At 52.2% G+C, this 20,654-nt stretch carries 18 protein-coding genes and 1 tRNA gene; 7 read left to right on the top strand and 12 right to left on the bottom strand.

Annotation, left to right across the window (positions count from 1 at the left end; translation table 11 throughout):
- The first annotated feature begins 191 nt into the window (after positions 1-191).
- From IT971_RS00635 to IT971_RS00625, 3 genes are all read left to right on the top strand, one after another.
- A complete protein-coding gene (locus IT971_RS00635) occupies positions 192-983 on the top strand; it encodes a TVP38/TMEM64 family protein (protein ID WP_063093229.1) in 792 nt (263 codons plus the stop codon).
- Positions 980-2,407, top strand: a complete 1,428-nt coding sequence (locus IT971_RS00630) for an NAD(P)/FAD-dependent oxidoreductase (RefSeq protein WP_063093230.1) — start codon at positions 980-982, stop codon at positions 2,405-2,407. The genes IT971_RS00635 and IT971_RS00630 overlap by 4 nt, the downstream gene beginning before the upstream one ends.
- 68 nt (positions 2,408-2,475) lie before the next feature.
- On the top strand, positions 2,476-3,936 hold the full coding sequence (locus tag IT971_RS00625; RefSeq protein ID WP_063093231.1) for a HAMP domain-containing sensor histidine kinase: 1,461 nt from the start codon (positions 2,476-2,478) through the stop codon (positions 3,934-3,936).
- Positions 3,937-4,116: 180 nt separating this feature from the next.
- On the opposite strand, the gene IT971_RS00620 is transcribed toward IT971_RS00625, so the two are convergent.
- From IT971_RS00620 to IT971_RS00605, 4 genes are all read right to left on the bottom strand, one after another.
- Positions 4,117-4,722, bottom strand: a complete 606-nt coding sequence (locus tag IT971_RS00620; RefSeq protein ID WP_063093232.1) for a DNA-3-methyladenine glycosylase I — start codon at positions 4,720-4,722, stop codon at positions 4,117-4,119.
- 31 nt (positions 4,723-4,753) lie between these two features.
- A complete protein-coding gene (locus IT971_RS00615) occupies positions 4,754-5,041 on the bottom strand; it encodes a YciI family protein (protein WP_063093233.1) in 288 nt (95 codons plus the stop codon).
- A 15-nt stretch (positions 5,042-5,056) separates the two neighbouring features.
- Positions 5,057-5,662 carry a TetR/AcrR family transcriptional regulator gene (locus IT971_RS00610; RefSeq protein ID WP_196871097.1) on the bottom strand — a complete coding sequence of 202 codons (606 nt, stop codon included), beginning with the start codon at positions 5,660-5,662 and terminating at the stop codon, positions 5,057-5,059.
- Positions 5,663-5,848: 186 nt separating this feature from the next.
- Positions 5,849-7,297: a TrkH family potassium uptake protein gene (locus IT971_RS00605; protein ID WP_082822536.1), complete on the bottom strand. Its 1,449-nt coding sequence runs from the start codon at positions 7,295-7,297 to the stop codon at positions 5,849-5,851.
- Between the two features lie 307 nt (positions 7,298-7,604).
- Here IT971_RS00605 and purU point away from each other — a divergent pair, with 307 nt between their 5' ends.
- Entirely contained in the window at positions 7,605-8,510 is a 906-nt protein-coding gene (gene purU, locus IT971_RS00600) for a formyltetrahydrofolate deformylase (protein WP_007091860.1), read from the top strand.
- Positions 8,511-8,738: 228 nt separating this feature from the next.
- Entirely contained in the window at positions 8,739-10,175 is a 1,437-nt protein-coding gene (locus tag IT971_RS00595; RefSeq protein WP_063093234.1) for a sensor domain-containing diguanylate cyclase, read from the top strand.
- A gap of 71 nt (positions 10,176-10,246) precedes the next feature.
- Here the strand turns inward: IT971_RS00595 and IT971_RS00590 are convergent, their stop codons facing one another.
- From IT971_RS00590 to IT971_RS00580, 3 genes are all read right to left on the bottom strand, one after another.
- Positions 10,247-11,254 (bottom strand): aspartate-semialdehyde dehydrogenase, encoded by a 1,008-nt coding sequence (locus IT971_RS00590; RefSeq protein WP_063093235.1) that lies wholly within the window; start codon positions 11,252-11,254, stop codon positions 10,247-10,249.
- 292 nt (positions 11,255-11,546) lie between these two features.
- On the bottom strand, positions 11,547-11,750 hold the full coding sequence (locus IT971_RS00585; protein WP_223304961.1) for a DUF3012 domain-containing protein: 204 nt from the start codon (positions 11,748-11,750) through the stop codon (positions 11,547-11,549).
- Between the two features lie 81 nt (positions 11,751-11,831).
- Positions 11,832-13,250 carry a TrkH family potassium uptake protein gene (locus IT971_RS00580; protein ID WP_063093237.1) on the bottom strand — a complete coding sequence of 473 codons (1,419 nt, stop codon included), beginning with the start codon at positions 13,248-13,250 and terminating at the stop codon, positions 11,832-11,834.
- Positions 13,251-13,458: 208 nt separating this feature from the next.
- Here IT971_RS00580 and IT971_RS00575 point away from each other — a divergent pair, with 208 nt between their 5' ends.
- A complete protein-coding gene (locus IT971_RS00575; protein ID WP_063093238.1) occupies positions 13,459-14,241 on the top strand; it encodes a thermonuclease family protein in 783 nt (260 codons plus the stop codon).
- Between the two features lie 74 nt (positions 14,242-14,315).
- On the opposite strand, the gene IT971_RS00570 is transcribed toward IT971_RS00575, so the two are convergent.
- The 4 genes from IT971_RS00570 to IT971_RS00555 all read right to left on the bottom strand — a co-directional run bounded on the left by IT971_RS00570 (position 14,316) and on the right by IT971_RS00555 (position 17,974).
- A tRNA-Gly gene (locus tag IT971_RS00570) sits at positions 14,316-14,389 on the bottom strand.
- A gap of 88 nt (positions 14,390-14,477) precedes the next feature.
- On the bottom strand, positions 14,478-15,566 hold the full coding sequence (locus tag IT971_RS00565) for a sorbosone dehydrogenase family protein (RefSeq protein ID WP_223304960.1): 1,089 nt from the start codon (positions 15,564-15,566) through the stop codon (positions 14,478-14,480).
- A gap of 136 nt (positions 15,567-15,702) precedes the next feature.
- Positions 15,703-16,182, bottom strand: coding sequence for a xanthine phosphoribosyltransferase (gene gpt, locus IT971_RS00560; RefSeq protein WP_007091853.1), 480 nt, complete (start codon positions 16,180-16,182; stop codon positions 15,703-15,705).
- Positions 16,183-16,393: 211 nt separating this feature from the next.
- Positions 16,394-17,974, bottom strand: coding sequence for a tetratricopeptide repeat protein (locus tag IT971_RS00555; protein ID WP_223304958.1), 1,581 nt, complete (start codon positions 17,972-17,974; stop codon positions 16,394-16,396).
- Positions 17,975-18,482: 508 nt separating this feature from the next.
- Between IT971_RS00555 and IT971_RS00550 the strand changes: the two genes are divergently transcribed.
- Positions 18,483-20,141 carry a methyl-accepting chemotaxis protein gene (locus IT971_RS00550; RefSeq protein ID WP_063093241.1) on the top strand — a complete coding sequence of 553 codons (1,659 nt, stop codon included), beginning with the start codon at positions 18,483-18,485 and terminating at the stop codon, positions 20,139-20,141.
- Between the two features lie 82 nt (positions 20,142-20,223).
- On the opposite strand, the gene IT971_RS00545 is transcribed toward IT971_RS00550, so the two are convergent.
- Positions 20,224-20,652 (bottom strand): GNAT family N-acetyltransferase, encoded by a 429-nt coding sequence (locus IT971_RS00545; RefSeq protein ID WP_007091850.1) that lies wholly within the window; start codon positions 20,650-20,652, stop codon positions 20,224-20,226.
- Between the last annotated feature and the right edge of the window lie 2 nt (positions 20,653-20,654).

The raw sequence follows: 20,654 nt of genomic DNA, 5'->3' as shown, positions 1-20,654 counted from the left end.
ACGTCAAGCATCACGCACCCGACAATCATACCTATCCGTCTTTGAATCCATATGGGAGTTTCCCAGTGGCCTCACGCAATGGTGAAAGCAGTTCATAAGCATCTCGTACTTTTTCGCTCTATTGTTCAGCCAAGACATGCAATCCTTTGAAAGCCGCTTCCCTCAGAGAGGCGGTTAAGACAGTAAAATCAATGACCAAGACACATTCAATGACGTCAGAGCACACGACCAAAGATCATTCCAAGTCCGGGCAAGCCACCAGCGTCAGAACGCCACTTTGGCGCAAATTTCTGCCGGTCTCGATCCTGTTTGCCGGATTGGTGCTCGCGTGGCTATTTGGTGCGGTGGATTATTTATCGTTCGAAACCCTGCGCGAGAATCGCGATATTTTGCAGAATTTCGTCGCAGATAATCCGGTTCTGAGCGTTGCTACCTTTATGGCGGGCTACGCCATTGCCGTTGCCCTGTCGCTTCCGGTGGGGTCGATACTGACCATTGTTGGCGGGTTTCTGTTCGGGGCGTGGCTGGGCACGGGTTATGTCGTGATTGCCGCGACTATTGGCGCAACAGTCGTTTATCTTGCCGCGCGCTATGCCTTTTATGACCTCATGCGTGCCAAGGCCGGAAGTGCGATCCGTAAAATGGAAGCTGGCTTTGCCGAAAACGCATTCAGCTACCTTATGGTCCTGCGGCTTGTACCGTTGTTTCCGTTCTGGCTGGTTAATCTGGTCCCGGCTCTGCTGGGGGTAAAATTTCGGTCATTTGTTGTGGGTACGGCGGTTGGAATTATCCCGGGCACCTTTGTGTATGTTTCAATCGGGGATGGTTTGGGTGCATTGTTTGATCAGGGCAAGACGCCCGATCTTGGCATTATTTTTGAACCCCGCATTCTAACCCCGATCATCGGCCTGGCTGTGCTGGCAATGATCCCGGTGGCCTATAAAAAATTCCGTAACCGCAATAGCGGGGCAAACACCCGATGAGTGATATAATCAAAACAGACATCTGTATCATTGGCGCCGGATCAGGCGGGCTTTCGGTTGCTGCCGGTGCGGTCCAGATGGGTGCCGATGTTGTCCTGATAGAAAAGGGCAAGATGGGCGGCGACTGCCTGAATACCGGTTGCGTTCCGTCCAAGGCATTGCTGGCTGCGGCACACGCGGCCGAGAATGCCCGGACAGCATTTCAATTTGGTGTCGACACCGGCCCGGTGGCAATCGACTTTCCGCGCGCCATGGATCATGTCCATTCGGTCATCGCCGGTATTGCACCGCATGACTCGGTTGAAAGATTTGAAAAACTCGGCTGTCGGGTTATCGAGGCCAAAGCACATTTTACCGGCCCGAACGAGGTCATCGCCGACGGCAAACGCATTCACGCCAAACGGTTTGTGATTGCGACCGGGTCACGTGCAGCCGTTCCACCAATCGACGGGATTGACGCCGTCCCGTATTTTACCAACGAAACCATCTTTAAGAACCGGATTTGCCCTGATCACCTGCTCATCATTGGCGGTGGCCCCATCGGCCTTGAAATGGCACAGGCACACCAGCAGCTTGGCGCAAAAGTCACCGTAATCGAAATGGCAACGATCCTGCCAAAGGACGATCCCGATCTTGTGGCTGTGGTTCGCGATATGATCGAGTCTTCTGGCATAAGCCTGTATGAAAAGATCAAAACCAAGCGGGTGGAGACACATGACGATCAGATACGCGTTATCATCGAGCATAACGGTGCAGATATCACCATCGAAGGCAGCCACCTTCTGATTGCAACAGGACGAAAACCGACTGTCGATGATCTTGGCCTCGACGCGGCCGGGGTGACATACAGCGCGCGCGGGATCAACGTCGACAAACGATTACGCACCAGCAATTCCAAAATCTTTGCCATTGGCGATGTCACCGGTGGCCTGCAATTTACCCATATGGCGGGTTACGATGCTGGCATTGTCATTCGCAACGCCCTGTTCCGGTTGCCTGCAAAGATCGATTACAAAGCCGTTCCATGGGTGACTTATACCAATCCAGAACTGGCACAGGTTGGCTTGAGCGAAACCGCAGCACGCGAAAAATTTGGCGATGCAATCAGGGTCGTTACCTGGCAATACGCGGAAAATGATCGCGCGCGGGCCGAAGCCCGAACCAAAGGCTTTATCAAAATCGTGACCACAACACGCGGTAAAATCCTTGGTGCCGGTATTGTTGGTCACCAAGCCGGGGAACTTATCGGCCTCTGGTCGCTGGCCATATCACAGAAAATGAAAATCGGAGCGACTGCCGGAATGATCGCGCCTTATCCGACTCTTGGCGAATTGTCCAAACGCGTTGCCGGGGCATGGTACACACCCAGCCTGTTTAGCGAAAAGACTCGCAAGATCGTCCGCTTCCTGCTGAAATTCGGCTAGGACGGTCAAAGTGGGGGCAAGCTTCTGAAACACTGTACATTTTTCCCCGTCTCTGGCTAACATTTGTCATGGAACGCCCGCATCTCAAACTGCCCCCATGGGCCAAATCGCTGTCGGCACGGTTGCTCGTGCTGACTGTGGGGTTTGTGATGCTTGCCGAAATTTTCGTCTTTGCACCGTCTGTTGCCCGATATCGGGTCGACTGGCTTAAGGCGCACCTTGATTCCGGTTACCTGGCGGCACTAGCACTGGAAGCCACACCCGATCAGATGATCCCCGATGATCTGGAAAAGGAACTGTTGTCCAATGCCGGGATAGAAGCGGTTATTTTACGCCGAGATGATCGCAAATTGCTGCTTCAGCGCGATGATATGCCCGCAAAGGTCGATCATGACGTCGATCTGACGACCTTTTCCATCCTGATGGCATTGTATGAAGGTCTTTCGACCCTGACCCAGCCGCATGATCGCATGTTGCGTGTGGTTGGCATGCCATCCATGGCACCGGACTTCGAAATTGAAATACTGGTTCATGAACACGGTCTGGCAGAAGACATGCGCAATTTCGGCTGGCGGGTGATGGGGTTATCGCTGGTGATCTCTTTCTTTACCGCTGGGCTGGTTTATTTTGCGTTGAACCGGCTTTTGGTCCGGCCGATGCGAACATTAACCAGCGACATGATCCGTTTTCGCGAAAATCCGCAGGATCAGGGATCAGTCATCGTGCCAGATGATCGTGACGATGAAATTGGCATCGCCCGGCACGAACTGGCCAATATGCAGCACGATTTACAGGCAATGTTAAACCAACGTCGTCGTCTTGCGGCTCTTGGAACCGCGGCAACAAAAATCAGCCACGACCTGCGCAATGCATTGGCAACCTCAATGCTGATGACCGAGAAGCTCGCCCAAAGCGAGGATCAGGAAGTCCGTGCCGTCGTCCCCCGCCTGTTATCATCGATGGAGCGTGCGGTTTATATCAGCGAACAAACGCTGTCTTTTGCCCGTGAAGCACCACCAACACTTGATATCGCACGATTTACCCTGATCGAATTGATCGAGGAAGTGCGCGATCAGGTGCTGTTGCAGAATGGTGGTGAAAGTCTTCTGGCGCCGGAAAGCCTCGATACGGCCAAGGAACCCTGCAAGGCCAAAATCCATATCGAGCTGCCGCCGGAACTGATGATTGAAGCCGATTATGATCAGCTTTTTCGTGCCTTCAGCAACCTGATCCGCAATCCGTTAGATGCCGGGGCAACTGAGGTGACCATCAAACTGGCACCTGCAAATGATCAGAATAAAGAGGACGCGTTTGCTGAAATCCTGATCATGGATAACGGGCCCGGCTTACCTGAAAAGGCAATCAAAAATCTATTTGTCCCGTTCGCCGCAACCGGCAGGAAAGGCGGAACCGGTCTTGGCCTTGCCATCGCAAGGGAACTGATTCTGGCCCATGAAGGGGACCTTCGCCTGAGCGCAACAGGACCGGATGGCGCCACGTTTTGCGTGCAGCTCCGGGTCATAATGTGAAGTTGTCGGCTTCCGCTAAAGAATCAACAATAATAGATTTTTTCTATCAAATTTAAATTTACATTCGATTTTACCAAATGAATTTCATTTGGCATTGTTGGGTCAAGGCGATGCTGGACCAATATCCCGATCCCCGATCCGCTCCTGACCCTAGGTCTGGCATCGCCACCTTCTCTAGAATCACGGCCGTTCAAATTCCCGGCGCGCAGCATCGATTACCGGTCGCATAAAGCATCCTTCTGCATGATCGTTAATCAAGCCCATTGCCTGCATAAAGGCATAGACGGTCGTTGGGCCAACAAACTTCCAACCCCGTTTTTTCAGATCCTTTGAAAGTGCGACCGAAATTTCAGACATGGATGCAGTCTGCGGCTTTGCAACAGAATCCTCCCTTGGCTCGAACTGCCAGAAGTAAGCGGCAAGCGATCCTTCTAGTGCCACCATTTCACGCGCACGTTTGGCGTTGTTGATGATGGCTTCGATCTTGCCACGGTGGCGAATAATGCCCGCATCCCGAAGCAGCCGCTCAGCATCACGATCTGTAAACTCAGCAACAAGATCAAAATCGAAGTTATGGAATACGGTGCGGAAATTCTCGCGTTTGGTCAGAATCGTACGCCAACTAAGGCCGGACTGAAAACCTTCCAGACAGATCTTTTCAAATAACCGGCGATCATCACCAACAGGAAAGCCCCATTCCGTATCGTGATAGACATCAAATTCTGGTGCTGCATCACACCATTTACAGCGTGTTTTGCCGTCTGCGCTGATCGTTGTGGTTCCCATACAGCCCCCTCTTTTCTTAGTCCCGGAGATATCACGCCTTCAGGAATTCCAAACGTTCATCCATTCTGGCCGGGGTGATTTCAATGATTTCGGCCTCGACGATTTTTTCGATAACAAACGGATCGGCATTCAGACGTTCCGTTAACTCTTCCATGGTCGTATTGTACGCAAGAATTCCCCCTCCCCGACTGGGTTGGAGATTGCCGACCACCAGAAACACGCCCTCATCAAACCCCTGGCTTATCCATCGTTTATGGCCCTCCATAAACTGCGATGCCTTCGCTCGATTCTCCGAAAACGTCAGTAAAATGGTGAACATTGCTCTTATCCCTGATCATTTGGTTGCTGCATGGTTGTTCCGGGTACGAAGCGACCGCATTTGTCCATCCAACCAGTCACACATCTGATCGACTTCGTACTGGACGAATTTTTCATCACCAAACGCATTGGCAAGCGCCGCCACACCCTGACTGCGCGCAAGCAAATGCATTGCCATACCGTCCGATCGTTCTGCAAAGCCAAGTCGTGTGAACTGCCGACCTAGCCAGACGCGAAAAAGGGTAAAAAGTCCCGCCGCGTCACTTTGCGCAGCATGATTGAGCTTTGCCAGTTCGGCAGAAAGTGTTCCGACCGGGCATCCGTAGCGTCGGATTTTTTCCCCGTTCACGATCAGAATATGAATGAAACTTCGAATGCGGGCGACCGGGTCTTCTCCGGTGGCTTCCCAGTGATCAAGCATCTGTTCGGTATTGGTCAGGCGCCGATTGATCACGGCATCAAGAATCTCGTCCTTGGTTTTGAAGTGATAATAGAAATTGCCACGCGATATGCCGACCTTGGCCGCAATATCCGCAAAGGAGGTCGGCTCGAACCCCTGTTGATAAAACAGCTGATCCGCAGCTTCGACAATCCGTTCGCGCGTGCCCTGTTCCACGATCATGTCTGTTCAACCTGAATGATGGGTGCTTGAAACCCGACTAGGACAATTGCCCTATTTGAGATTTAGGACAAATGACCTAATCTGTCAATCAATCAAATCGCAACGGGTTTCGCTGACAATCAACTTAGAAAGAAAAAGAAAACCCCGCACAAAGGCGGGGTATCATGGCAGGCTGGAAGAGTAAAATCAGTCGCGCCAGAAAGCCGGGAACAGCAGCACCAGAACGGTGAAGACCTCCAACCGGCCAATCAGCATACCGATCGACATCAACCACTTTGCCCCGTCTGGCAGGGTTGCGAAGTTACCGGACGGACCGACAATCGGACCAAGTCCGGGACCGACATTGGCAATCGCTGTACCGGCACTTGAAACCGCCGTAATGAAATCAAGCCCCATTGCGCCAAGAGCCGCCGCCAGAACCACAAAGCAGAAGACGAACAGGAAGAAAAAGCTGAGCACCGATTCCGTAACGTCTTCGGAAAGCGGTTTCCGGTTATAATAAGCAATGAAAACACCGTGAGGCCGCAGCATATGAGAAAGCTGAACCTTGGCTATTTCGTAAAGTACCTGCAGGCGGAATATCTTGACCCCGCAGGTCGTTGAGCCGGCACAGCCGCCGATAAACATCACAAAAAAGAATACCGTAACGGCAAATGGCCCCCAAAGGCCATAATCGGTTGTGGCGTAGCCAGTCCCTGTCATCACGGAAATGATATTAAACGACGTGTATCGAAGCGCATTCAGGAAGGCGACTTCGTTTGTTTGCGAATGCCAGATGGTCAGACCCAGAATGATCGAACTGGCAATCGCAACGAACCAGCGAACCTGACCATCCATAAAAAGCGCCAAGGTCCTGCCACGCAGCATTTGAAGGTAAAGGATAAAGGGCAATGCGCCCGTTGCCATACCCAATGTGATGATCACATCAACTGCGGCATTATCAAAATGCCCGACCGATGCGTCCTTGGTCGAAAAGCCACCGGTCGCAATCGTCGTCATCGCATGGGCAATCGCATCAAATCCGGGCATACCCGCCCACCACAAAAGAAACGCCCAAATTATGGTAAAGCCCAGATACAAACTGGCGATACCAATGGCGATCTGGGTTGCACGCGGAAAAGCCTTATCGGACTTGTCAGAGTTTTCCATCCGGAAAAGCTGCATACCGCCAACACGCAGCATCGGCATGACGGCAATTGCCATCACAATGATTCCAATCCCACCAAGCCACTGCAAAAGTGCGCGCCATAGCAAAATGCCTGGTGGGGCAGTATCAAGTCCGACGATCACGGTCGAACCGGTCGTCGAAATCCCCGACATCGCTTCAAAGAACGCGTCCGTGTAGCTCATATCAAGGTCGGAAAACGCAAAGGGCAATGCCGATACGGCAGTCAGAACAAGCCAGCTTGTTGTGGTCAGGATAAAAGCCTGTCGCGATGTGATTTTGAGATTCTCGGTCCGGTTCATCATCACTAGCGCACCGCCGATGAACAGCGATACGGCCGACGCGGCTGAAAACACCAACCAATCCCGTTGCCCGTAATACATATCAACCAAGGCAGGGATGAACATCCCGATCGACAGGGTGCACAGCAAAATGCCGATAATGAAAAGGATTGGACGAAAATCGATCAATGAAAAGCCCCGTACCATGTTTTACGCCCGTTCCCATTGAACCGGGCATGACATGTCTTCGCGATTATCCCGACAAGCTGCACTGCATAACCGAAAAACCGGTTCGTTTGCATCATCTTCCGGCAAACGAAGCGGAATTCTTCGCACATGCCCTGCCAATGTCCAGCTTTTAAACGTGTGGCTCCTTGCTTGATCGTAATTTCATGCCTTCAATCATAGAGCTATGCGTATTAGGTCTATCAGCGTTGGCAGAGCTTGTTTAACGCCAATTCCGGGTTGGCACGGCCTGCCAACGCCGGTATATCGCATGCAGGTCAAAATTCATAAACCGAAAGACAAAGCGGAAATGTCCGAACTCGCCAAAACCTTCATCCTGACGATCACCTGCCCGGATACGTTCGGGATCGTCGCCGGTGTCACCAGCTTCCTTGCCGAAGAAGGCGCGTTCGTCAACAAGCTGGAGCAATTCGGCGACCCGCAGAGCAATCGCTTTTTCATGCGCGTGAAATTCGATGCCGGTCGTGCCCTACGCACAAAGGCCGAATTTGCCGATAAATTCGCCACCATCGCAGAAAAATTCACGATGCAGTGGGAACTTCACGATTTCCATCGGAAGCCAAAAGTGTTGCTGATGGTGTCAAAGTTTGGCCACTGCCTGAACGATCTGCTGCACCGGGTTGCCTCAAACAATGTGCATATCGAAATCCCGGCCATTGTTTCAAACCACGAAGACATGCGTGGAATCGTCGAATGGTACGGAATTCCTTACTATCACCTCCCGGTGACCAAAGAAACCAAAGCAACCCAGGAAGCCAAACTGCTTGATATCGTCGACGAACACGATGCCGATCTGGTTGGTTTGGCGCGCTATATGCAGGTTCTTTCAACCGATCTGTGCCGCGAACTTGAAGGTCGCTGCATCAATATTCATCACTCCTTCCTGCCAAGCTTCAAGGGTGCCAAACCTTATCATCAGGCGCATTCGCGGGGCGTGAAACTGATCGGGGCAACTGCGCACTATGTCACAGCCGACCTTGATGAAGGACCGATCATCCATCAGGCCATCGAACATGTCGATCATACGATGACGGCCGAAGACATGGTTGAAATCGGGCGCGATATTGAATCCGTCGTCTTCTCGCGCGCAATTCAGATGCATTGCGAACATCGTGTTTTCCGCAATGGCAGCAAGACCGTCGTCTTCCGTCGATAAAACACAGACGCGAAACCACAATCTCTCATCAAACCGCCAGCTTTAATGACTGGCGGTTTATTTTTTGATATAATTTACTACCTATGAAAGTAATTCGTTAATTCGGCGAAATGGCCGATAGAAAACATGAAAATTATCGAATAAATTATACTTGGGAAAATAAAATTCCCAAAATAACAATAACTTGCAACGAATATCGTTGCCCTGAAACTATTTTGGGGGCTTTCCGTGCCGGGAAAGAAAATCTATTTCGCCGTCGTCTTATGCATTTTGCTCGTTGTCGGATTTCTGACCACGAGTTTTGTCAGCTTCTATGTCGCACGACAATCGCTGGAACAGCAGATTTCCGAGAGCACCCTGCCACTCACCAGTGACAACATCTATTCGGAAATCCAGCGCGACCTGTTGCAACCGATCTTTATTTCGTCACTGATGGCGCAGGACACCTTTGTCCGCGACTGGACGCTTGGCGGGGAAAATGATCCCGAACAAATCATTCGCTATCTCAGCGAAATCCAGATGCGCTATGACACGGTCACAGCTTATTTCATCTCGGATAAAACCCGGAACTATTATCACCCGACCGGCATGATCAAGCAGGTATCCAGAGATGATCCGGCTGATTTCTGGTATTTTCAGGCCCGCGACAATCAAAAACCTTATGAAATCAATGTTGATCACGATACCGCAGACCGGTCGCGCCTGGCCGTTTTCGTCAATTATCAGGTGCGCGATTATGATGGCAATGTCATCGGCATTACCGGTGTTGGCCTATCCGTCAACTCTGTGACCCGCCTGATAGAAACCTATCAGAAACGGTATGGCCGGACGATTTACTTTGTTGATCAGGAAGGCCGCATCACCCTGCACGGCAGTGGCTTTGGCACGTCCGAAACATTGCATGATCGCGATGGCATTCGTATTCATGCGACGCAGATTCTGACGTCTCCGGGCTCTTCGATCACCTACGAGGACCATGGTGAAACCTATTTCGTCAACAGTCGCCTTGTTCCCGAATTCGGCTGGCTGTTGCTGGTTGAACAAAAGGAACACATCGGTGATCAGCAGATTGAAACCACCTTCCTGATCAATATCGCCATATCCCTTCTGATCACGGCAATTGTCGGCATTGCCGCATATCTGACGATCCGCAATTATCAGAACCGCCTGGAAGAACTGGCATCGCGCGATAAGCTGACCGGTGCGTGCAATCGACAGGTTTTTGATCTGGTATTTGAAGGTGTGGCCAAATCCTGCAAACGCCGGGCAGAACCGCTTGGCATCGTCTGTATTGATCTTGATGAATTCAAAGAGGTCAACGATACCTTCGGCCATCCGGGAGGCGACGCAACGCTTAAGGAAGTTGCCACCACCATTCGCCATCATTCGCGGGAATCAGATACGCTATGCCGTTGGGGTGGTGATGAATTCGTTCTTCTTCTGCCCGGACTCAACCGGCAGGAAGCCATGACCAAGGCACGCGAAATTGCTGATGCCATTCGCGAACATCCGATACGTTTCGGGCGGGATAACATTCTGGTCACAGTCAGCGCCGGCATCACGGAATATCGTGATGGCGAGGAGTTTGAAACGCTAATCACACGTGTTGATAATGCGCTTTATACCGCCAAAAATACCGGACGGGATCACATCTCTGTTGCCTGAATACGGTGATTTCACAAACAAAAACGGCCCCCGAAATCGGGGCCGTTTTCATTTAGCATCCGTTATATCGCTTAATCCGCGATATAGGCTTCAGCGATCTGGACTGCGTTCAACGCGGCACCTTTAAGCAACTGGTCACCGGCAACGAACAGTTCCAGACCATGATCACCAAAGATCAGGTTTGACCGGATACGACCGACTTCGACGTCATACTGCTTGGTCGCGTTGATCGGCATCGGATAGACATTGTTTGCCGGGTCATCGACCAGTTTAACGCCCTTGGCATTCGCCAGCGCCTCACGCGCGGCCGCCGGGGTCACAGCCTTTTCGGTTTCGATCACGATGGATTCCGAATGGGTACGCTCGGTCGGAATACGCACAGCCGTGCACGATACTGGCAGGTTCGGCGTACCAAAGATTTTGCGGGTTTCCCAAGTAACCTTCATCTCTTCGCGGGTATAGCCATTTTCCTGGAAGCTATCGATATGCGGGATAACGTTGAAAGCCAGCGGATGAGCAAAAACCTCGGCCGGGACCGGCTTGCCTTCAAGACCTGCGGCCAAACCTTCACGCAGTTCGTTCATGCCCGGCTGCCCCGCACCAGACGCCGCCTGATAGGTGGATACAAACACCTTTTTCAGACCAAATGCCTTGTGCAGCGGCCAAAGAGCCACGGCAGCAATCGCAGTGGTGCAGTTCGGATTGGCAATAAGCTTGGCAGTCTTGGCAAGATCACCATTGATTTCCGGCACGATCAACGGCACATCGTCATTCAGACGGAAGGCTGAAGAATTGTCGATCACCAGCGCGCCCTCGGCAATCTGCGGGGCAAATTCCTTCGCGAAATCACCGGAAACTGCAAGGAAGACAATGTCACACTGCTTGGCTTCTTCAACCGAAAACAGTGCGATGGTCTTAGTACCGTACTTAGTCTCCACGGTCTTGCCTGCAGAACGCTCGGATGCGAACAGGGTGAGTTCACCCACAGGGAAGTTGCGATCAAACATAACATTGATCAGCTCGACGCCAACCGCACCGGTTGCGCCGATCACACCGACATGGAGATTTTCGGCACTCATAATAATTGTCTAACCTCGTATAAAAATTGTTGTCATTCTCGACTTACGCGATTGCTCGCGGGCCGCGCATTATAGGGATTTCTCGTGCGTTGGCAAATGCAGCTTGCTGCATCACACGCATACGCGGCAATCTTGGAACTCAAACGCCACTCTAAACGAGTTGTTCCATTCATTTTTATTCGGGTTTTACGCAAAATTCTGCCCTTTGGCCTTTTTCCCGACATGCGGCAGCCAAAGGGCATCATTAGAGGATGTCGGGCCGAAGCCCCCCATTGCAACAGGGAATCGAAGATCAGAAAACGCAATGCTTGGCGAAATCTGTTGCCTCGTTGGCCGTCCAGTCGCCTTTTGGCTTTGCTTTCATTTCCTCGCACCACTCCTTGCTGCCAACGTCTGGCGAACAGGCACCGAGCGCCCCGGCCACCATCAAAACCGACAAGCCAAGAACGAGTTTACGACCGGGAATGTTCCATTTTGCCATTTGCGTGTCCTTCATTGATTTGTTCCGATGAAAACGACTGCCCGTATCGGGCAAAACCGCGGCAATGCTGCGGGCATTCGTCATAAATGACCGAAATCAGTCCCGCCAGAAGGCTGGCATCAGAAGCACAAGAAATGTTTCAAATTCCAGCCGCCCAAGCACCATCGCGATATCAAGAATCCATTTTGCCGCATCAGGCAATGACTGGAAGTTCCCTGCCGGACCGACAATCGGGCCAAGGCCCGGACCAACGTTGGCAAGTGACGTCGCCGCAGCACTCATCGAGGTCACCAGATCAAGCCCGGTAAAAGCCAATGCGACACTGATCGCGATATAGCTGATCGTTAGCAGAAAGACGTAGACCGTTACCGCATTATAGATATCAGAAGTGATTTCATGTTTATCGATCCGGCTTACTATTACTGCCGAAGGACTGCGAAGCCGCATAAAATGGGCTTTAAGTCCGGTGAACACGACATAAAGCCGGAACATCTTGAATCCGCCGGCCGTAGAGCCGGAACACCCGCCGATAAATGTCGCAAAGAAGAACAGCATGATCGCCGCTGGTCCCCATTGCAGATAGTCGCCCGACGCGTAACCGGTTGTCGTGATCACCGAAACAAGGTTAAACGCAGCCATGGTCAGCGACCTGAAAAAGCCGTCATCAGAAATATGCATCAGCCTCAGTGTCAGAAGCCCGGTGAAAACGGCAATGACAAGCAGGAAAAGCCTTATTTGCTGATTACTTATTATCGCGCTGATATCGCGTTTGCGAATCAGAACCGCATAGGCCGTAAAAGGCAGGGCACCAGCAAACATGAAAATGATGCCGACCCAGTGCAGCGCCAAACTGGAATCGAATTTGGCAAATGAGAGATCGGATGTTGAATAACCGCCAGTCGCCAGAGTCGACATGCCATGATTGATCGCATCAAACCAGGTCATGCCAAAAATCCGGTACAACACCATGCAGATGACGCTAAGGCCGACATAAATCATCACGATTTGCAGGCACATGTCACGAATGCGCGGACTCAGCTTTTCCGAACGGTCCGAACTTTCCATCTGAAAGAGCTGCATTCCGCCAACCCGCATCATAGGCAACAATGCAAGCGCTGTAACAATAATCCCGATGCCGCCCAGCCACTGCAGAATCGACCGCCAAAGCAACAACCCGGGCGGCATATCATCCAGCCCGGACAAAATTGTCGATCCGGTTGTCGTCAGCCCCGAAACAGTCTCGAAGACCGCATCGCAGAAACTGATATCAAGAGATGAAAACCAAAGGGGCAATGCCCCGGTCAGACTGATCGCGACCCATGAAAAAACTGTCAGGACATATCCCTGCCGGGCTGTCACACGCGGGCCCATTTCAGACCGGCAGGCAAGACAAGCCATACCACCAAGCCCGATACTGGTCATCGACGCCTGCGCGAAGATTTTCCAATCCGGGTTGCCGTAATACAAATCGACCGCAGCCGGGATCATCATCGACACACCGATGATGATGACCATGATACCTACGACGAAAAAGATGGGTTGCAGTCGAAACAAGAACAGTGTCCGTGCCTAACTCGGAAAATCCGCTTTTACAGCCAAACGACAACGATTGCATCCTGTTATCGCAGATGCACCTTCACAGAAGGAATCAGAGCCGCAAATTTCCCGATATTGGGGGTCAGTATTTTGCCGTTGTTTTCGGCTGTCCTTATCAAAGTCATTTATGCCATTCTGTATCTCGATTGCATCGCCTCTGTCCAATCACCAAACCATCGAGGTCACTTTGAACCGCTTTTTCCGCCTGATTATCCTGCTTGCCATTCCTGTTGCTTTTTCACTTGCCGTCTATTTGCAGGACAAACCGGTTCAAGCGGCCGGGGGTGACAAGCAAAAAAGCGATCAAATGGTGCTGGAGGCAGAAGGACGCGATGTTCTGGTCATTGACGGTGATACAATCATGATTGATGGCGTCGTTGCCGATATTGCCGGGATCGATGCACCGGAACTTGGACAGCAATGCCTGCATAACGGTAGTTTTTGGGATTGCGGCATGTCATCGGCCATGCAGCTTCGCAAATATTTCGCCATGGCCCCCTTCACGGTGCGCTGCTGGCCCGGTGATCAGCAACATTCTGGCAAAGGTGACGATTTCCCGATTGTCGAATGCGGCATTGGCGAACGCGATGTGGCCGCAGCGATGGTCAGTGACGGCGAAGCCTTTCCGATCGAAGTATATTCCCACCGATATGACGGTCTTTCGAAAGAAGCCGATAATGCAGGAATAGGCATTCAGGGCGGTGATATGATACCGCCATCCGAATGGAGATCAGGCAAACGGCTTGATGGTGAAAGCGGACGCTGTCTTTTCGCCACAGTGGCTAATGGACACTATGTCAGCACCTTGGACCCCCGCTATGAGGAGCTCGTCACGGATAAGGCAAAACTTCTGTGTAGCGATGAACAAGCCCGCAAACAGAACCTTTCTTACGCGCCGATGGAAAAGTAAGCCGATCTGACCGAACGGTTTCTTTAAGTAACCGGCCTTGCACGGCAATCTGGCATCGAAATATTTGGAAAGCTTGGAGCGGGTGAAGGGAATCGAACCCTCGTATGCAGCTTGGGAAGCTGCCGTTCTACCATTGAACTACACCCGCTAAGCGGCGGTTTTATAGCCCGGTTTCAGGATGGGTGCAAGCCCATCCCCGATGCCGGGATGATTTATTTAAACCTCTCATTCCTCTGTCACTCCTTTGTCGGAACCAGTCGCCAAACCGCACTGGCGTGGTCGTCCGACACCAGAATCGATCCATCAATATAATGCTTTACGTCGACCGGGCGGCCAACAACTTCGCCGTTGCTGCGCAGAAAACCGTCAAGGAACGGATTGGCCGCCACAGGTTCACCATTGCGAAATTCCACCCGCACAACCTTGTAACCATCCGGAATTGTCCGGTTCCATGATCCGTGCAACGCCACAAGTGCATCACCATCGTCAAAGGTAAGACCAAGCGCTGCATTGTGCGCATTAAAGGTAAAGGCAGGAAAGGTAACCTCAGCCGGTGGAGTTTCATCGGCAAACTGCGGGGAACGCGTATCGTTTCCGGCATACCAGGGATATCCGTAAAACAGCCCTTCGGCGGTGGCGTGGTTCAGCTCCTCGCACGGAACATCGTCACCAAGGTTATCCCCGCCATTATCGGTAAACCACAAATCTCCGGTGTCGGGATGGAACGTCAGCCCTACGGAATTACGGATACCGCTGGCATAGATTTTGGGTGCCCCACCGCTGATCGGCATGGAAATAATCGTACCTTCCAGCCCACCAACCTTGCAGATATTGCACGGCGCGCCAACGGCAATGAACAGACGGCTTTGATCCGGCGAAAGTGCAACATAACGCCAACCATGATGACGCTTGTCCGGCAGGTTGGTAAACAGGATACGCGGGCGCCCCAACGCTCTCCCATCAAAATCTGAAAGATCATAGGACACAACCCGGTGCTGATCGGCGACAAACAGGGTTCCGGGCTTATAGGCCATGCCATTCGCCATCTTGAAGTCATCAGCAATCAGATTGACTTCCTCGCCCTTGCCATCCCCATCCGCATCACGCACGAAATAAAGCTTGGGACCACGCGTTCCGACGAAAATACCCTTCAGTTCCGGGGCAACAGCAATAGAGCGCGCATTATTTACCGCGGCGAATAATTCAAGCCTGTAGCCGCTTTCCGGCCTTAGCAGTGACATCGCCTTCGCGGTCTGCAGCGGCAAATTATCTGCCAATGCCGGAACAACTGCACCGAGAATACTCAGGACGCAGAATCCCAGCATAAAAAACAAATGCCCGGCCCATCGGACCGTTGATGACGGTTGACGATAGCAGGCCGGGCAATTTTGATTTTGCATCGTGTCCTCCTTTTCGGTCCAACGGGCCTTGAGAAAGATACGATCAGATCTTCAAGACCGATTAGCGGACGCGTTCGGATATCGGTGCGTTAACCGAAAGCTCCATATCCCAAGGAAAATAAATCCACGTATCCTGGGAAACTTCCGTCACAAAGCTGTCGACGATCTCGCGTCCAAGCGGCTTGGCATAAACAGTCGCAAAATGCGCATTTGGCAGTTTTTCACGCACAGCCTTTGCGGTTTTGCCGGTATCGACCAGATCATCGATGATCAGCATGTCCGTGCCGTCACCTTCGATCCCCTTAAGCCATTCAAGATCACCGCGCGACTTGTCAGAGTAGCTGCGAACGCAAACCGTATCAATCAAACGGATATCAAGTTCGCGTGCGATGATGGCCGCCGGGACCAAACCGCCACGGGTAATCGCAATAATGCCCTTGTACGGACCTTTTTCAAGCAGACGCCACGCCAATGCACGTGCGTCGCGATGCATCTGTTCCCAGGAAACCGGGAAACCTTTGTTATAAGCAGCTTCGCTCACAAGCTTTCTCCTGCGCAAAAAACGGATCGCCTGCTGTCTGTCATACCAAATCAGGAGAAAGACCGGACAGCGGTCGATATTCTTCGTAAATTTAAGGCGCTTTCCTACGCTGAGTCACAGTCAAACACAAGGGGCGGGACCGTTCCTGTCCAAAGAATTGATCAGACAATCGCCCGCTATCGGGCAAAAATATCGCGACCCATCGTTTTGACTATGCCGTGGCACCCAGCCGCGCCTTAAGCAGATTGGCAAAATCAGCCCCCAGCTTTCCAATCGGAGTAGCCCAATCCCCCGGTGCTTCTTGCCGATAAATCCGCATCGTCGGGTACCACGGGCTGTCGGCCCGCCCGACCATCCACCGCCAATCCGTTGTATAAAGCTGCAACATCCAGACCGGTACACCAAGCGCGCCGGCAAGATGGGCAGGGGCACTATCAATTGTGATGATCAGATCCATCGCCTTCATCAACGCGGCACTGTCACCGAAATCATGAATATGTTCACCCATGTCGGTAATCAGGGCATTGGCACCAAGTTTGGCTATGTCACCACGCCGTTCATCGACCTGAAAACTGTAAAAACAGGCCCCTTTCTGAGCCATAAGCGGCATCAACTTTTCAAGCGGGCAGGATCGGTCACGCGGATTAAGTTTGCCTGCCCATATCAGTCCGACCTTAAGCACCGTTCCCGGTGGCGGGCTCAGCCGTGCCTGCTTGCCTTTCGGTGCGCTCAAATAGGGTTCCGCAGATACGCGGTGTAATTCCGCTTCGTTGATTTTCATAACATGCGGCAAACTGAGCAACGGCACATGCAGATCAAAGGGCGGCAGTTTTGCGCCCTTTTCAACAATTGTTCCGACACCGGCAATCGTACGCATCACCGGGATCAATTCTGATCGGCATTCAAGGATAATATGCGCGGCCTTCTTCCCGACCATTGGCACAAAACGGGCAAACTGTATCATGTCGCCAAAGCCTTGCTCGGCGCGCAGCAGCAGTCTTTTGCCACGCAAATCAGCCTTGCCGTCCCATTCCGGAGCACCTTCAAGAGGACGGATCGGGTTATCGGCCAGTTTGCGGCGCGTTTCATATCCCGCCCAGCCAGCCTCATATTGCCCCATCGCCAGAAGGGCCAATGCCTTGTCCCAGTTGGCGTCGACATAGTCGGGATCAATCGCCAATGCTGCATCAAAATGCCGGATTGCCTGCTCGAAACGGTTGGTATCTCGAAAAACAAGACCGGCATTAAACGGATGCGATTTGATCGAAGCATCAAGTTCGAGGGCCTTGTCATGCGCTGCCGTGGCTTCTTCAAAGCGCATCATTTCACGCAGGCAGTTGCCCATATTTGACCAAAGCCCGGCATTTCCCGGCCTTAACTCCGCCGCGCGACGATAAGCAACAAGTGACGCATCATGGCGTTTGCTGCGGCGAAGTGCCACGCCCAGATTGTTCCAGACATCGGGTTGATCCGGGTTCTGTCGAAGGACAGCACCATAAAGCGCAATCGCTTCGTCAATCCTGCCCGCCTGATGTGCTTCAAGCGCGCGCGCAAAAAGTTCCGATTTGTCAGAACGGTTAACCGCAATATCCGGTGCCGGTCGGGACGATAAACTTGCTGATCCGGGTTCATCGCCTCGCATTTGATCAAGGGCACCGATTTCGCCTTTGGGCAGTTTTGGACTGTCATCACCCGCGGGCTTGGTCACAGGGCTTTTCACCCCGGAAACAGCCATGGTTTTCCTGCCTTTTTTGGTGGCACGCGATTTTGTTATGGTTCTGGACTTAGCCATTCGGGTTCCCCGTCCCGCAAAAACTGCAGCATCGTGATCGGACAGCATCAAAAACACAAGCCACCATCACCATATGAATAGGCATGTTAGGACCGACGAAGTCAGCCTGCGATTCGCATCACGAGAAACACCGGTTCCCCGAACAGCATTATTTACTAAAAACTTGAATGATGCCGGACGATTTTATCGCATTTCGCAAGTTTCCGGTAATTTCAAACAAGCCTATTTTAATTATTTCGGTTATCCACCGCTTTGCAGTAGCTTTTTTGTGGGGTCCGAAGGAAAGCATCAAAAAGCTTCCCGTTCCCTAGGGAGTTTTACATCAGGGGAAGTCAGAAAGAATAAATATCGTCGCTTTGGCAGGTCCCCGAAATCACCATTCGGATGACAGCCGGAACGATACCAATCCTGATCGTTCATGCCACGACAGCCTCAAATGATCGCTGGCAGACGAGAGGATTTCGAGGAAACAAAAATTCATCAGGCTTCAAAGGACGGGAGACCTTAAATGGCCGAAACCAAACGATCCGGCGGCTCTGTCGGACGCAAAGTTATTCTGGTTGTGGTTGCATTGTTGATTGTCGGCTTCGGCGCAATGATGACGATCCAGACGGTTTCGCAACGCGATGCGATGATCGAAATCATGTATAATGAGTCGGTCGAAAAAACCGAAATGCTGTCAACAGCCGTGCAACCGGGCTTTATTGCCATGGACGGCAACTCGGTCGAAAAAGAATTTCGCAAGATCACCGACAAGGAAGGATCACAGCTGGCATCGCTGGTGGCAGCCAATCCGGACGGCGAACCCATTGCGACCTATCAATCCGAAAACCTTCCCGAACACGATCTGGCTGCACTTGCCGAACCTTATCTGGAGCGGCTTGAAAACAAGGAAGTTGTCAGCTTCATCTCTGACGATGCGGTCATTGTTGCTGCGCCGATTACCAAATATTCCAAACGCCGGGACGAAGATCAATATCGCGGCATGCTGCTGACCGCATGGAGCCTGGAGCGCGTAAATGCCGAGGTAAAACAGGCCGTCATCATCCAGTTGGCCCTTGCGGCGGCAATCCTTGCCGTCCTTCTGGGCAGCACCTGGTTTGTCCTGCGCAATCAGATCATTACCCCGCTTGTTAAAATCAATGGTGCCATGGCGGCCCTTGCTGATGGCAATCGCGAGATTCACATCCCTGGCGTTCATCGCACCGATGAAATTGGCCAGATGGCGGCCTCAATCGAAGTATTCAAGGAAAATGCCAACCGAGTTGCCCAACTTGATCGGGAACGCGAACAGGAACGCGAGCGCGCAGAAATAAAACGGCGAGAGGCAATGAACGGCCTTGCCGGTCGTTTCGAACAGACCGTCATGGGTGTTGTCGACGGTGTATCGGGCGCATCAAGCGAAATGCAGCAAGTCGCCCAGACAATGGTTGCGGCCGTTCATCAGAACGAATCCGGTTCGCAGGCAGTGGTTGCCGCGGTTGAGCAGGCCAATCATAGCGTCGAAACGGTTGCCAGTGCTGCCGAACAGCTGTCTGTTTCAATCCGCGATATCAGTGCGCGTGTAAATGACACGTCAAACATTACCGCCAACGCCAGCACCGAAGCCAATCGGGTCAATGAAATGGTTCAGGGGCTTGATGTTTCAGCACAGAAAGTCGGCGAAGTGGTCCAGATCATTCAGGCCATTGCCGAACAGACCAACCTTCTGGCGCTGAACGCCACGATCGAAGCCGCACGTGCCGGTGACGCGGGCAAAGGCTTTGCCGTGGTGGCCAACGAGGTCAAAAACCTTGCCAATCAGACAGCACGCGCGACCGAGGATATTTCAGCCCAGATTTCCGGCATTCAGGGATCGACCCAGGAAGCTGTTGGTGCAATTGATGGCATCACCAGCATCATCGCCAATCTGAACGAAATCGCATCCGAGGTTGCCGCCGCAGTTCAGGAACAGGGACAGGCGACGTCCGAAATCTCACACTCCGTGCAGCAGGCGGTCCAGAGTACGCAGGAAGTCACAAGCCATATCCATGAAATGCAGTCTGCGGCCCGCCAGACCGGCGATGCCGCCCGACAGGTACTTGATGCCTCCGAAAAACTTGGCGCGCAATCAGGAACGCTGCGCAGCGAAGTCGGCAACTTCCTTGATGAAGTCCGCACCAGCTGATTGCGAGATTGCCGGAAACAAAAACGCCGCCCGGTCTGACCGTGGCGGCGTTTCTTTTAAAAGATGTCGGGTTTAATCATACCTAGAGCAAAGGTTCCCGATCATCGGATTCTGCATCAAGCCGCATCATGATCGTTTCATTAAGGTCTTCATATCCATGAAGGCGATAAACCGGTTGCATATCATGTGTCGCCAGCATCCATCGTTTGACCCGCGCAATATCGGGATGAGCATGCAGGGCATCAAGCATCATGGATGCAATGCCCCGACGACGGTAATCGGGGTCAACAAACACATCGGCGATATAGGCAATGGCGATGAAGTCGGTCACGACGCGGGCAAAACCAACCTGCCGCCCGTCACAATAGGCACCAACCGGTACCGACATTTCAACCGAACGGTCAAACTCGCCGCGCGACCTGCCCCGCGACCAATAAGAATTGGCAATGAAATCATAGCAATATCCAAGGTCCAGCCGACCGCGATCACAACTGATCTCAATTTCGCTCATTG

The sequence above is a fragment of the Thalassospira sp. B30-1 genome, from assembly GCF_015767575.1.
GTDB classification, from domain to species: domain Bacteria; phylum Pseudomonadota; class Alphaproteobacteria; order Rhodospirillales; family Thalassospiraceae; genus Thalassospira; species Thalassospira xiamenensis.
This window is presented reverse-complemented; position numbering and strand designations above follow the sequence as displayed.

Excerpts from the sequence above, each read along its gene's own strand:
- IT971_RS00635 (WP_063093229.1), top strand. The coding sequence starts at position 192 with ATGACCAAGACACATTCAATGACGTCAGAGCACACGACCAAAGATCAT.
- IT971_RS00630 (WP_063093230.1), top strand. The coding sequence starts at position 980 with ATGAGTGATATAATCAAAACAGACATCTGTATCATTGGCGCCGGATCA.
- IT971_RS00625 (WP_063093231.1), top strand. The coding sequence starts at position 2,476 with ATGGAACGCCCGCATCTCAAACTGCCCCCATGGGCCAAATCGCTGTCG.
- IT971_RS00620 (WP_063093232.1), bottom strand. The coding sequence starts at position 4,722 with ATGGGAACCACAACGATCAGCGCAGACGGCAAAACACGCTGTAAATGG.
- IT971_RS00615 (WP_063093233.1), bottom strand. The coding sequence starts at position 5,041 with ATGTTCACCATTTTACTGACGTTTTCGGAGAATCGAGCGAAGGCATCG.
- IT971_RS00610 (WP_196871097.1), bottom strand. The coding sequence starts at position 5,662 with ATGATCGTGGAACAGGGCACGCGCGAACGGATTGTCGAAGCTGCGGAT.
- purU (WP_007091860.1), top strand. The coding sequence starts at position 7,605 with ATGCAGGTCAAAATTCATAAACCGAAAGACAAAGCGGAAATGTCCGAA.
- IT971_RS00590 (WP_063093235.1), bottom strand. The coding sequence starts at position 11,254 with ATGAGTGCCGAAAATCTCCATGTCGGTGTGATCGGCGCAACCGGTGCG.
- IT971_RS00585 (WP_223304961.1), bottom strand. The coding sequence starts at position 11,750 with ATGAAGGACACGCAAATGGCAAAATGGAACATTCCCGGTCGTAAACTC.
- IT971_RS00580 (WP_063093237.1), bottom strand. The coding sequence starts at position 13,250 with ATGGTCATCATCATCGGTGTGTCGATGATGATCCCGGCTGCGGTCGAT.
- IT971_RS00575 (WP_063093238.1), top strand. The coding sequence starts at position 13,459 with ATGCCATTCTGTATCTCGATTGCATCGCCTCTGTCCAATCACCAAACC.
- IT971_RS00565 (WP_223304960.1), bottom strand. The coding sequence starts at position 15,566 with ATGCTGGGATTCTGCGTCCTGAGTATTCTCGGTGCAGTTGTTCCGGCA.
- IT971_RS00555 (WP_223304958.1), bottom strand. The coding sequence starts at position 17,974 with ATGGCTAAGTCCAGAACCATAACAAAATCGCGTGCCACCAAAAAAGGC.
- IT971_RS00550 (WP_063093241.1), top strand. The coding sequence starts at position 18,483 with ATGGCCGAAACCAAACGATCCGGCGGCTCTGTCGGACGCAAAGTTATT.
- IT971_RS00545 (WP_007091850.1), bottom strand. The coding sequence starts at position 20,652 with ATGAGCGAAATTGAGATCAGTTGTGATCGCGGTCGGCTGGACCTTGGA.